The 13,070-nt window shown below is 65.3% G+C and carries 9 protein-coding genes; 8 read left to right on the forward strand and 1 reads right to left on the reverse strand.

Annotated features, from left to right (window positions below; translation table 11 throughout):
• Nucleotides 1-21: 21 nt before the first annotated feature.
• Nucleotides 22-3,006 (forward strand): isoleucine--tRNA ligase, encoded by a 2,985-nt coding sequence (gene ileS, locus P9228_RS25775; RefSeq protein ID WP_278056242.1) that lies wholly within the window; start codon nucleotides 22-24, stop codon nucleotides 3,004-3,006.
• Nucleotides 3,007-3,253: 247 nt separating this feature from the next.
• On the forward strand, nucleotides 3,254-3,931 hold the full coding sequence (locus tag P9228_RS25780) for a hypothetical protein (protein ID WP_082953915.1): 678 nt from the start codon (nucleotides 3,254-3,256) through the stop codon (nucleotides 3,929-3,931).
• 86 nt (nucleotides 3,932-4,017) lie between these two features.
• Here the strand turns inward: P9228_RS25780 and P9228_RS25785 are convergent, their stop codons facing one another.
• Complete coding sequence (locus P9228_RS25785) at nucleotides 4,018-4,479, reverse strand: nucleoside deaminase (RefSeq protein ID WP_278056244.1); 462 nt, start codon at nucleotides 4,477-4,479, stop codon at nucleotides 4,018-4,020.
• Between the two features lie 181 nt (nucleotides 4,480-4,660).
• Between P9228_RS25785 and P9228_RS25790 the strand changes: the two genes are divergently transcribed.
• From P9228_RS25790 to P9228_RS25815, 6 genes are all read left to right on the forward strand, one after another.
• Entirely contained in the window at nucleotides 4,661-6,715 is a 2,055-nt protein-coding gene (locus tag P9228_RS25790; RefSeq protein WP_278056246.1) for a pseudouridine synthase, read from the forward strand.
• A complete protein-coding gene (gene rsmD / locus P9228_RS25795) occupies nucleotides 6,696-7,250 on the forward strand; it encodes a 16S rRNA (guanine(966)-N(2))-methyltransferase RsmD (RefSeq protein ID WP_067325125.1) in 555 nt (184 codons plus the stop codon). The genes P9228_RS25790 and rsmD overlap by 20 nt, the downstream gene beginning before the upstream one ends.
• Nucleotides 7,251-7,375: 125 nt before the next feature.
• A complete protein-coding gene (locus P9228_RS25800) occupies nucleotides 7,376-8,737 on the forward strand; it encodes a pitrilysin family protein (RefSeq protein ID WP_066996668.1) in 1,362 nt (453 codons plus the stop codon).
• Nucleotides 8,738-8,946: 209 nt separating this feature from the next.
• Complete coding sequence (locus P9228_RS25805; protein ID WP_278056268.1) at nucleotides 8,947-10,272, forward strand: pitrilysin family protein; 1,326 nt, start codon at nucleotides 8,947-8,949, stop codon at nucleotides 10,270-10,272.
• A complete protein-coding gene (locus P9228_RS25810; protein ID WP_278056249.1) occupies nucleotides 10,269-11,120 on the forward strand; it encodes a patatin-like phospholipase family protein in 852 nt (283 codons plus the stop codon). The genes P9228_RS25805 and P9228_RS25810 overlap by 4 nt, the downstream gene beginning before the upstream one ends.
• 460 nt (nucleotides 11,121-11,580) lie before the next feature.
• Nucleotides 11,581-13,070, forward strand: a 1,490-nt coding sequence (locus P9228_RS25815; RefSeq protein WP_278056251.1) for a VCBS domain-containing protein, incomplete at its 3' end; no start/stop codon positions are given.

Consider the following 13,070-nt stretch of genomic DNA (forward strand, 5'->3'; position numbering starts at 1 on the left):
GGCAATGCACATGGCAGACCAATGACCGACACCCCCGTGACCGATACTGCTGAAACCATCGACTATTCCAAAACGCTTTACCTGCCGCAGACCAATTTCCCGATGCGCGCCGGCCTGCCCGAGAAGGAGCCCGGCCTGGTCAGGCGCTGGCAGGACATGGAGCTTTACCGCAAGCTGCGCGATGAAGCCGCCGGTCGAGAGAAATTCGTGCTGCATGACGGCCCGCCCTACGCCAATGGCAACATCCATATCGGCCACGCCCTCAACAAGATCCTTAAGGACGTCATCAACCGCTCCTTCCAGATGCGCGGCTACGACGCCAATTACGTGCCGGGCTGGGACTGCCACGGCCTGCCGATCGAGTGGAAGATCGAGGAACAGTACCGGGCCAAGGGCAAGAACAAGGACGAGGTGCCGGTCAACGAGTTCCGAAGGGAATGCCGCGACTTCGCCGCCCACTGGATCAAGGTGCAGGGCGACGAGTTCCAGCGGCTCGGCGTCATCGGCGATTTCGACAATCCCTATACGACCATGGCCTATCACGCCGAGGCGCGGATCGCCGGCGAGCTTTTGAAATTCGCCATGTCCGGCCAGCTCTATCGCGGCTCGAAGCCGGTGATGTGGAGCGTGGTCGAGCGCACCGCGCTCGCCGAGGCCGAGGTCGAATACCAGGACTATGAGAGCGACACGATCTGGGCGAAGTTCCCGGTGGCGAGCCTTGCCCGGCCGGTCGACGCCGCCGATGCCGCGCCGGCGCTGAATGGGGCGGCACTCGACCTGCTGGAGGCGCATGTCGTCATCTGGACAACGACGCCCTGGACGCTGCCCGGCAATCGCGCTGTCAGCTTTTCGCCGCGCGTCGCCTATGGCCTCTACGAAGTGACCGCGGCCGAGAACAGCTTCGGGCCGCAGCCCGGCGAGAAGCTGATCTTCGCCGACGCGCTGGCGGAGGACGCCGCTTCCAAAGCCAAGGTCACCTTGAACCGGCTTCACAACGTCTCCCCTGAACAGCTTGCAAGTCTTACGCTTTCGCATCCTTTCAGAGGACTGGGCGGCGGCTACGAGTTCCCCGTGCCGATGATCGCCGGCGAGCACGTCACCGACGATGCCGGCACCGGCTTCGTGCACACCGCGCCCAGCCACGGCCGCGAGGACTTCGATGCCTGGATGGATGCGGTGGCCGAACTCATCAAGCGCGGCGTCGACACCTCGATCCCGTTCCCGGTCGACGATGCCGGCTTCTTCACCAAGGATGCGCCGGGCTTCGGCCCGGACCGCGAGGGCGGCCCCGCGCGCGTCATCGACGACAACGGCAAGAAGGGCAACGCGAACCAGGCGGTGATCGAGGAGCTGATCAAGCGCACCGCGCTGTTCGCGCGCGGCCGGCTGAAGCACAGCTATCCGCATTCCTGGCGCTCGAAGAAGCCCGTCATCTTCCGCAACACGCCGCAATGGTTCGTCTATATGGACAAGGACCTCGGCGACGGCACGACGCTGCGCAGCCGCGCGCTGCAGGCGATCGACGACACGCGCTTCGTGCCGGCGGCCGGCCAGAACCGCATCCGCGCCATGATCGAGGAGCGCCCCGACTGGGTTCTGTCGCGCCAGCGTGCCTGGGGCGTGCCGATCGCCGTCTTCGCCGATGCCGACGGCAATGTGCTGAAGGACGAGGCGGTCAACCAGCGCATCATGGACGCCTTCGAGCAGGAGGGCGCCGACGCATGGTTCGCGCCGGGCGCCAAGGAGCGCTTCCTCGGCAACCACGACGCCTCGAACTGGCATCAGGTGACGGACATCCTCGACGTCTGGTTCGATTCCGGCTCGACGCATGTCTTCACGCTTGAGGATCGGCCCGACCTCAAATGGCCGGCCGACGTCTATCTCGAAGGCTCCGACCAGCATCGCGGCTGGTTCCATTCCTCGCTGCTCGAAAGCTGCGGGACGAGGGGCAGGGCGCCTTACGAGACGGTCATCACCCATGGCTTCACCATGGACGAGGAAGGCCGCAAGATGTCGAAGTCGCTCGGCAACACGGTCGTGCCGCAGGACGTCATCAAGCAGTCCGGCGCCGATATCCTGCGGCTCTGGGTGGTGACAACCGACTATTGGGAAGACCAGCGGCTCGGCAAGAACGTGCTGCAGACCAATATCGACGCCTACCGCAAGCTGAGGAACACCATTCGCTGGATGCTTGGCACGCTCGCCCATGACGATGGCGAGGACGTGCCGCTGGACAAGATGCCGGAGCTGGAGCGGCTGATGCTGCATCGCTTGGCCGAGCTCGACGAGGCGGTGCGCCAGGGCTACGACGCCTTCGAGTTCAAGCGCATCACCCGCGCGCTGCTCGACTTCATGGTGGTGGAGCTTTCGGCCTTCTATTTCGACATCCGCAAGGACGCGCTCTACTGCGACGCGCCGTCCAGCTTGCGCCGCAAGGCGGCAGTGCAGGTCGTGCGCCATCTGTTCGAATGCCTGGTGAAGTGGCTGGCACCGATGCTGCCTTTCACGATGGAAGAGGCCTGGCTCGACCGTCACCCCGAAGTCGCCTCGGTGCATCTCGACCAGTTCCCGGCCATTCCGGATAACTGGAAGAACGAGGCGCTGGCCGAGAAATGGCGCAAGGTCCGGCAGGTGCGCCGCGTCGTCACCGGCGCGCTCGAGATCGCGCGCGCCGATAAACTGATCGGCTCCTCGCTGGAAGCCGTGCCGGTGGTCACCATCGACGATGCGGCGCTGGAAGCAGCCATCGCCGATGTCGACATGGCCGAGATGGCGATCACCAGCGATCTGGTCATCAGGCATGGCAAGGCGCCGCAAGGCGCTTTCACGCTGGATGACGTCAAGGGCGTCGCGGTCGTCGTCGAGAAGGCCGAGGATCGCGGTCTGGTCAAATGCGCGCGCTCCTGGCGCTACACGGCCGATGTCGGGCAGGATCCGGGATTTCGCGATGTCTCGGCCCGCGATGCTGCCGTGCTGCGTGAACTGAGGGCACTCGGTCGTTTGTAGGTGCATGTCGCCCAAGAGTGCGCAGCGGTTTTGGGCTAACGATATGCACCCATGAAATAAGTGCAAAAGTGCCACGCCGGGCGGCGCAAATTCGCCCGCGCGTTGCCCTTGACAAGTGGTTGAGGTAAACACGCGACACTCCGGCAGACAAATTGTCGCCGGATTTCCATCGCAAACGCGGGGAAGAAGGGGACCGCGCCCCTGTGGCCGGTGGCGACCGAAAGGCTTTAAAGTGGAACTTTTTGGCATGACCGAAAGAACGTTTGCGCGCGCCGCGCTGCTGGCGCCGCTTGTGGCATCGGCCATAGCCATGTCGGGCTGCGTCGGCTCTCCGACCTACGGAACCGACAAGACCGCCGCCGAGCAACTCGCCGACGACGTTTCGGGCGCCATCGCGATCACGCCGAAGCGCCGCGATCCTATCGACTATAAGCCGCGCCCGGACCTGGTGAAGCCTGCGCCGGGACAGAAGGAAACTCTGCCGCCACCGCAGGAAAGCATCCAGACGGCGAGCGCCGACTGGCCCGAATCGCCCGAGGCGCGCCGCGCCCGCATTCGCGCCGACGCGACCGCCCACCAGAACGACCCGAACTACCAGCCGGAAGCGGTCGAGGACGTTCAGACCGACCCGGTGGCGGTGAAGAAGGCTTTGGCCGATTCTGCATCCAGCCATCCGCCGCGCTGGTCGCCGGACGATTCCAGCGCGACCCGAACCGCCGAGATCCAGCGCCGCCTCGCGGAGCAGAAGCAGGGCAATCCCAATGTCCGCAAGTATTTGAGCGAGCCGCCGCTTGCCTATCGTCAGGCCGCCGACACCGCGCCGCAAAACGAGCTCGGCGAGGACGAGTACAAGAAGGAGCGCCGGCTCAAGGCGCAGGCGGAAGGCAAGAAGGGCGGCGGCTGGTTTGACTGGCTGGGGCTGTAAGTAGCGAATAGCGAATTGCGGAATAGGTCTCTGTTGCTCACTACTCACGACCTGCTTCTTTGCTACTCACTGCTTGCGTCAACCATTCACCATTCACTGCCATTCCGCCTCTCGCGAAAGAACTCCTTCAGGATGAGGGCCGCTTCGCTTTCGCCCAAGCCGGAATAGACGTCCGGTGCGTGGTGGCAGGTGGGCGCGGCGAAGAAGCGCACGCCGTTGACCACCGCACCGCCCTTCTCGTCGGCCGCGCCGAAATAGAGCCGGCGGAGTCTCGCGAACGAAATGGCGCCGGCGCACATGGCGCAGGGCTCGAGCGTCACATAGAGATCGTGACCGGTAAGCCGCTCGCTGGCGAGTTGCCGGCAGGCTTCGCGGATCGCCAGCATTTCGGCATGCGCAGTCGGATCGGCCAGCTCGCGCGTGCGGTTGCCGGCCTTGGCCACGACAATGTTGCCGTTGGCGATCACCGCGCCGACCGGCACTTCGCCCCGGCTTGCGGCCGCTTCGGCTTCCTTGAGCGCCAAAGCCATGAAATCCGGCCGCTTCACGCGCTTTGCATTCCGATTACTCCTCGCCACCCGACGGTGATCCTGTTATCTAGCGCGTGACCCTGAAAACCGGAATCGGTTTTTGCCGCGCTGCTGCATGCGCAAATCAAGATGACACTGCCTGCATAACGCGTCCGACCGGGCGCGTACGCCGCGGCAGTCCAAGAAGAGCAAGATCCATATGGACGACGACAAGAAATCATCACGCAAAGGGCCGGGCAAAGGCGGATCGAAACCGACGCCGCGCGGCGACAAGCCGTTCCGCCAGGGAGCGCGTTCGCAGGGCAAGCCCTTCGAGAAGCGCGATGGCGCGCGCAAGCCTTACACGCAGCGTGACGACAGGCCGATGGCCGCCGATGGCGAGCGCCCCGCGCGCGATTTCAAGCGCAGCTACAAGCCGCGCGCCGTCGAGGGCGCGGAACGCGGAGAACGACCGTTCCGCAAAGGACCGCGCCCCGAGGGAAAGCCGTTCGAAAAACGCGATGGCGCCCGCAAGCCCTATACGCCACGTGGCAATCGGCCAGCGGCCGCGGAAGGCGAGCGCCGCGATTTCAAACGCAGCTACAAGCCTCGTGACGGGGGCGAAGGTGGAGAGCGTGGCGAACGACCGCTCCGCAAAGGTCCGCCGCGCGACGGCAAACCCTTCGACAAGCGCGAAGGGCGCAAGCCCTACACGCCGCGCGGCGACCGGCCGATGGCCGCCGAAGGCGAACGCGCCGAACGGCGCTTCGACCGCCCCAAGCGCGACTTCGGCGATCGGCCCAGGCGCGACTTCGCCGACCGGCCGCAGCGCGAAGACGGCGGCGAGTTCGCGCAGCGCCCGAAGCGGGATTTCGCCGATCGAGCGCCGCGCGACAGCGCCGCGAGAAAGCCGGAAGGCGGCTTCAAGCCGCGCCCGCGGCCCTCGGAAGCAGCGCCGGAGGCCGGCGAGCGCATCGCCAAGCGGCTGGCGCGCGCCGGCATCGCCTCGCGCCGCGACGCCGAGGAACTGATCGCCGCCGGCCGCGTCAAGGTCAACGGCAAGGTGCTGTCGTCGCCGGCCTTCAACGTCATGCCCGACGACGTCATCCATCTCGACGGCACGGAGATCCCGCCGATCGAGCGCACAAGGCTGTTCCTGTTCCACAAGCCGGCAGGCGTGGTCACCACCAACCGCGATCCGGAAGGCCGCAAGACCGTCTTCGACGTGCTGCCGGCCGATCTGCCGCGGCTGATGACCGTCGGCCGCCTCGACATCAACACCGAAGGGCTGCTGCTGCTGACCAATGACGGCGGGCTGTCGCGGGTGCTCGAACTGCCGGCCACCGGCTGGCTGCGGCGCTATCGCGTGCGCGTCCACGGCAAGGTCGAGGAGGGCAAGCTCACCGCCTTGCGCGACGGCATTGCCGTCGACGGCGTGTTCTACGGCTCGGTCGAGGCCTCGCTCGACCGCGAGCAGGGCAGCAATGCCTGGCTGACGATCGGCCTGCGCGAAGGCAAGAACCGCGAGGTCAAGAACATCCTCGGCGCGTTGGGGCTGGAGGTGACGCGGCTGATCCGCATCTCCTACGGGCCGTTCCAGCTCAACGAGCTGCCCGAGGGCCACGTGCTGGAAATCAAGGGCCGCACGCTGCGCGAGCAGCTCGGCGAGCGGCTGGTTGAAGAGTCCGGCGCCAATTTCGACGCCGAGATCCAAAAACCGTTCTCCAACAAGCCGGTGCGACGCAGCGAGCCGCGCCGCGATGAGGACGAGCGGCCGAAATTCACGCGCGAGGGCGACCGCCGGCCGATCGGCGAGGGCGGGCTGATCAAGGCCCGCAAGCGCCGTGAGGGCAGCCGCGACGAGGCGCTGAGCAAGCTTTCGACGAAGCCCGAGCGAGCCTTCGGCGAACGCGGTCCCCAGTCTCGCTTCGACAAGTCTGGCTTCGACAAATCCGAGCGCGGCTTCGGTAAGTCCGAGCGCGGCTTCGGCGGCAAGGCCGGCGGCAAGAAAGGCGAACCGCGGCCGATCGAACCGCCCGGCCAGCGCAAGGCCAATGTCTGGATGGCGCCGGGCGCGCGTCCCATCGGCAAGGGCAGGGCGGAGGCCGACGCCGCGAAGGCCGCGGAAGCGAAGGCGCGGAAGGCGTCGTTCAGGCCGGGCGGCAAGGGCACGCCGTTCGGCAAGCCAAGAGACGATCGGCCGGAGGGAAGCGGCGGCGACAGGCCGCGCGGTCCGAAGGGGCCGAGGGGTGGCAATGCGGATCGTCGGCGGTGAGTTTCGCGGGCGTCCGCTGGCGACGCCGCGTTCCAATGCCATCCGTCCGACCACCGATCGCACCCGCGAGGCGGTGTTCAACGTGCTTGCGCATCGCTATGCCGAAAAGCTCGAAGGCGGCCGTGTGCTCGATCTCTTCGCCGGCACCGGCGCGCTCGGGCTGGAGGCGCTGTCGCGCGGCGCCCCCTATTGCGTCTTCATCGAGGAATCGGCGGAAGGGCGCGGGCTGATCCGCGACAATGTCGAGGCCTTCGGGCTCACCGGGCGGACCAAAATCTTCCGCCGCGACGCGACCCATTTGGGCGAAGCCGGCACGCTGTCGCCCTTCGGCCTGGTCTTTGCCGACCCGCCCTATGGCAAGGGCCTCGGCGAGCGCGCGCTGCGCTCGGCAAAGGCCGGCGGCTGGCTCCTGCCCGGCGCGCTCTGCGTGGTCGAGGAGGCGGCGTCCGCGCCGTTCGAACCGGGCGCCGGTTTTTCCGTGGTGGACGAGCGCGGCTATGGCGACACGGTGATCCGGTTTGTCGAGGTGGGGTGAGGGGCACGTCCCTTCTCCCGCAAGGGAAAAGGAAATGACGCACGCGCCTCGAAAATGACGAACAAATCACTTTGCCTCGCCATGGAACCTTTTCTATCGTCGCGCGACCGAAACCGGAGCATTTGATGACATTGAACACCAGAGGCCTGCGCGCAGCATTCCTTGCCGGCGCGCTGGCGTTCGCGGCGCAGGCTCCGGCACGCGCCGCCGACGAAGCCGCGGTCAAGGATTTCCTGCTCGAGAACGGCCTGGAAGTCGTCGTCATTCCGGACCATCGCGCCCCGATCGTCACTCATATGGTATGGTACAAGATCGGCAGCGCCGACGAGCCGCCCGGCAAATCCGGCATCGCGCATTTCTTTGAGCATCTGATGTTCAAGGCTACGAGCAACCACGCAGCCGGCGAGTTCGACCGCGCCGTGGCCGACATCGGCGGCTCGAACAACGCCTTCACCTCCTACGACTACACCGCCTTCCATGAGACGGTGCCGCCTTCGGCGCTCGAGGAGATGATGGGGTTCGAGGCCGACCGCATGCGCAACCTCGTCCTCACCGACGATGTCATCAAGACCGAGCGCGACGTTATCCTGGAAGAGCGCCGCTCGCGCATCGACAACGATCCGCAGGCAGTGCTGGACGAGGAGGTCGACGCGACGCTCTGGCAGAACCAGCCCTACCGCATTCCGGTGATCGGCTGGATGCAGGAGATGGAGCAATTGAACCGCGAGGATGCCAAGGCGTTCTACGACACCTTCTACCGGCCGAACAACGCCGTGGTGATCGTCGCCGGCGACGTCGATCCGGACGCGGTGAAGGCAATGGCCGAAAGGACTTACGGAAAGGTGGCGCGCGGGCCGGACCTGCGGCCGCGCATCCGCCCGGTCGAGCCGGAGCAGAACACCAAGCGCACCGTGACGCTGACCGATGCGCGCGTCTCGGTGCCGAGCTTTTCCACGCAATGGGTGGTGCCGTCCTATCACACCGCCAAGCCCGGCGAGGCGGAGGCGCTCGATCTCCTGGCCGAAATCCTGGGCGGCGACAACCGCAGCCGCCTCTACCAGCAGCTGGTGGTGAAGCAGGGCATCGCCTCCGGGACCGGCGCGTTCTTTCAGGGCACCATGCTCGACGCCACCAACTTCACCGTCTATGGCTCGCCGCGCGGCGACGCCAAGCTTTCCGATGTCGAAGCGGCGGTCGATGCCGAGGTCGCGCGCATTGCCAAGGACGGCGTGACCGGTGACGAGCTGGAGCGGGCCAAGACCCGCTATGTCCGTTCGATGGTCTTTGCTCGCGACAAGCAGGACGACATGGCCAATATGTACGGCTCGACGCTCGCCACCGGCGGCAACGTGAAGGATGTCGAGGAATGGCCCGACCGCATCCGCAAGGTCACTGCCGCAGAGGTCAAGGCCGCGGCCGCCCGCTACCTGGTGCTCGACCGCTCGACGACCGGCTATCTCCTGCCGCAACAACAGGCGGGGAATTGATGATGAGCATGGAACGCGGACGAATGGGCGCTTCTTCCCTTCTCCCCTTGTGGGGTCCGAAGGACGGGGCGAGACCCGTGGCTCGCCCCCGGGCGGTGGACGCGAAGCGGCCGGATGAGGGGCGCCCCAGCTGGGCGATATGCTCCTCCGTCTCGGCGCTGTGCGCCGATCCACCTTCTCCCACAAAGGGAGAAGGTGGGGTCTACCGTATCGTCGCAACCCTCTGCTTTGCCCTATTCTTCCTGCTCTTGCCGGCGCTGGCCGCCCACGCGGAGATGAACATCCAGGAGGTGAAGTCGAAGAAAGGCATCACCGCCTGGCTGGTGGAAGACCATTCGATCCCGCTGGTTGCCATCCGCTTCGTCTTCGACGGCGGCACCGCGCAGGACCCTGCCGGCAAGGAAGGTCTGGTCAATCTGATGAGCGGCCTGTTCGACGAGGGCGCCGGCGACCTCGACAGCGAGGCCTTCCAGTCGAAGCTGGACGACGCCGGCGCCGAGATGAGTTTTCAGGCTGCACGCGACGGCCTTTATGGCTCGATGCGCATGCTGTCCGATCAAAAGGACGAGGCGTTCGGCCTGCTGAAGCTGGCGGTGAACAGCCCGCGCTTCGACCAGGCGCCGATCGACCGCATCCGCGCCCAGATGCTTTCGGGCATTCTCGCCAATGAGCGCGACCCCAACACGATCGCCCAGCAGCGCTGGCTGCGCGCGATCTATGGCAAGCATCCCTATGCGCGGCCGGATGAGGGGACGAAGGAGAGCCTGGCCACCATAACGGCCGCCGACCTCAAGACCTTTCGCAAAGCGAGTTTCGCGCGCGCCGGCCTGCATGTGGCGGTGGTGGGCGACATCGACGCCGCCACGCTCTCCGGCAAGCTGGACGAGGTGTTCGGCGACCTGCCGCAGACGCAGACGCTGGCCCAGGTGGCGGACGTGTCGCTGAAGCTCGGCCAGCAACTGGAAGTGAACTACGATCTGCCGCAGACCTCGCTGCAGCTTGCCTGGCCCGGCGTCAAACGGAGCGATCCCGATTTTTACGCCGCCGTGCTGATGAACGAGATCCTCGGCGGCTCGACTTTCACGTCGCGGCTTTACGAGGAGGTGCGCGAGAAGCGCGGCCTTGCCTATAGCGTCAGCTCCGATCTCGTCGATCACGAGCATTCCAACGCGCTGCTGGTCACGACGGCGACGCGTTCCGACCGCGCCGCCGAGACGCTCGCCATTGTGCGTCAGGTGGTGAAGGAGATGGCCGAGAACGGCCCGACCGAGGAGGAGCTCGCGGCGACCAAGAAATACATGATCGGCGCCTACGCCATCAACAATCTCGACTCCTCCAGTTCCATTGCCGCGACGCTGGTCGAGCTGCAGCTCGACGATCTCGGCATCGACTACATCAGGCGCCGCGCCGCGCTGATCAATGCGGTGACGCTTGCAGACGTCAAGGCGGCGGCAAGGAAGCTTCTGTCGGCCGACCCGGCGATAATGGTGATCGGACCGCCGCTGGTGCAGGTGGCGGGAGCCCGCAAGGGATGAGCCCGACCTTCGCGGTTGCCTTCGGCGGCGGCGGCGCGCGCGGGCTGGCGCACATTCACGCCATCGAGGCGTTGGACGAGCTAGGGATCAAACCGGTGGCGATCGCCGGCTCCTCGATCGGCGCCATCATGGGCGCCGGCATGGCCGCCGGCATGCGAGGGGCGGAGATCCACGAGTACAGCCGCTTGATCCTCGGCAGCCGCGCCGAGGTGGCCGCGCGCATGTGGCGCTCGCGGCCGGGCACGATCGCCGAGGCCATGCAGGGCGGCATCCGCGTCGGCCAGTTCAATATCGAGCGCATCCTGAAGGCCTTCCTGCCTGACGCCATTCCGGCGACCTTCGAAGAGCTGAAGATTCCGCTCAAGGTGACGGCGACCGACTATTTCGGCCACAAGCTCGCGGTGTTCTCGCAGGGCGATTTGCAATCGGCGCTGGCGGCCTCGGCCGCCATTCCGGCGGTGTTCCGCCCGGTGATGCGCGACGACCGATTGCTGATCGATGGCGGCATCTACAACCCGGTGCCGTTCGACCTGGTCGAGAAGGATGCCGACATCATCATCGCCATCGACGTGGTCGGGGCGCCGAGCGACGTCGAACGCAAGCATCCGACCACGGTCGACCTCATGTATGGCGCCACGCAGCTGATGATGCAGTCGATCATCGCCAACAAGCTGCGGCAGCACCCGCCGGATATTCTTATCCGCCCGGCCGTCTCGAAATACCGCGTGCTCGATTTCCTGAAGATCGAGACGCTGATGGCCGACACCGTCGAGATCAAGGACGAGCTGAAGCGCGCCGTCGAGAAGGCGGTCGCCGAGCGCGACGGCAAGCTCGGCAAGGCGGTGTGAGCGGTGGGACAGGCCTGATCCGCTACGTGGAAGACGAATTTCTATTTGCCCGTGCGATGCAGTTTTATCCACCCTGTGCGTACAAGTACGCATTTTGTCATTAACTCTTCTTCGAATTCGACATTGACGCGCGCTGCGGTAGAGTTAATAATATCCTAATATATAGGGTAGCGCGAATTACCTCCCGACCGGCAACAACGAGTACGGCGCTACTGGGGTAGGGGAAAAGCAACGCGGCGATCATCGCCGTCGTAGCCATCACCATCGAGCCACCACCTGTCTGTGAATCGCCTTTTGGGCTGGCCGTTCACGGGCCGGACCGTCGGGTTGCGCCTGGTTGCATGGCACATTCTGATCCTCTCCCCGTAAGACTGGGCGCCGATCCATTCGGCATGGGGTAGTCAGCCGTCTCCGACGGCCAACGAGCAGGCGCGGAGCGCGTCTGCCAGGGGGATGAAAGATGGCCACAACCGTTGGCACGAGCAGCAACGACAATCTGGTTGGCGGCAGCGGAGATGACATTCTGTCCGGGGGCGCCGGAAGCGACCGTCTGAATGGCGGGTCTGGCGCCGACACGCTCGACGGAGGCAGCGGTTTCGATACAGTGCTTGGCGGCTCCGGCGCGGATAAGCTCATTTATCGAGCGTGGGAAAATCAGTACAAGATTGGCGGCCAGGTTTACGGCACGGGCACAACGACCGGGCAAACCACCTTTTCCGGCTACGATGTCTATGATGGCGGCAACGGAAGCGCCGCCAAAGGCACCGCCGAGATCGATACGCTTTTCATCTACCTGAGCAATGACCAGCTCAACAACTCCTCGTTTATGGCGACGCTTAACAGCGAGATCGCTCAGTTTCGCGCTTTTATCACCGCAAATTCAAACACCAATACCGGCCAGGCGGGGCAGGCAGAATTCACCTTCACCAGCATCAATTTGAAAGTCTCCGCGATTGAGCAGGTTTTCGTCGCCCGTGACCCAGGCTCACCTGTCGGAATTGACGACACCAACGCCGCGGATCCGGTGCGCGAGGCCGGTGTCGGCCCGGGAAATACACCTGTAGCGGGCGATCCCACAGCCGCGGGCAACGTGCTGTCCAACGATACGGATGCAGACGATGGCCAGGCGTCTCTCGTCGTGTCGGCGGTCCGAACGGGCGCAGAATCCGGATCTGGAAATGCGGGCACCGTCGGATCTCCGTTGGTGGGCACCTATGGCTCGCTGGTTCTGAACGCGAATGGAACCTACACCTACACGCTCAACAACGGTGATGTGGACACCAACGCGCTGGCGGAGGGCGTCACAGTCACTGAGGTGTTTACATACACCGTCCGTGACCCGGATGGGTTGACGGATACGGCGCAGCTGACCATCACCATCACTGGAACGAATGACATTGTCTCGATCACCAGCGGCGCACAGAACGGTGCGGTCGTCGAAGATGCCAACACGACACCTTCGGCGACTGACTCGCTCAACGCTGCCGGCACGATCACCTTCAACGACGTCGACCTCAGCGATGGCCACACTGCGTCGTTCACGCCGACCGCCGGTGAGACTGCGCTCGGCACCTTCTCGCTTGACCCTGTCAGTGAAGCCGCGAACGCCGCCAACGGCTCGGTGCAATGGCACTACGCCCTCAACAACGCCGCCGCCCAGTACCTGGCCGACGGCCAGAGCGTGGTCGAGCACTACACCGTAACGGTCAACGACGGCCATGGCTCGGCGGCAACGCAGGTCGTAACCGTCACCATCACCGGCACCAACGACGCGGCGACGGTGAGCTCGGACTCGAAGTCCGTGACCGAGGGCAACACGGCAGCGGCGCTGAACGCCAGCGGCCAGCTGACGATCACCGACCCCGACACCGGTGAAGCGCATGTGGTGGCGCAGACCAACGCGGCCGGCACCTATGGCGACTTCTCCATCGACGCCGACGGCGCCTGGAC

It is taken from the genome of Mesorhizobium sp. WSM4898 (assembly GCF_029625845.1).
Lineage (GTDB): Bacteria > Pseudomonadota > Alphaproteobacteria > Rhizobiales > Rhizobiaceae > Mesorhizobium.

What these genes read in the sequence shown, in the direction of transcription:
- P9228_RS25780 (WP_082953915.1), top strand. Translation starts at nt 3,254, where the DNA reads ATGACCGAAAGAACGTTTGCGCGCGCCGCGCTGCTGGCGCCGCTTGTG.
- P9228_RS25790 (WP_278056246.1), top strand. Translation starts at nt 4,661, where the DNA reads ATGGACGACGACAAGAAATCATCACGCAAAGGGCCGGGCAAAGGCGGA.
- P9228_RS25810 (WP_278056249.1), top strand. Translation starts at nt 10,269, where the DNA reads ATGAGCCCGACCTTCGCGGTTGCCTTCGGCGGCGGCGGCGCGCGCGGG.
- rsmD (WP_067325125.1), top strand. Translation starts at nt 6,696, where the DNA reads ATGCGGATCGTCGGCGGTGAGTTTCGCGGGCGTCCGCTGGCGACGCCG.
- P9228_RS25800 (WP_066996668.1), top strand. Translation starts at nt 7,376, where the DNA reads ATGACATTGAACACCAGAGGCCTGCGCGCAGCATTCCTTGCCGGCGCG.
- ileS (WP_278056242.1), top strand. Translation starts at nt 22, where the DNA reads ATGACCGACACCCCCGTGACCGATACTGCTGAAACCATCGACTATTCC.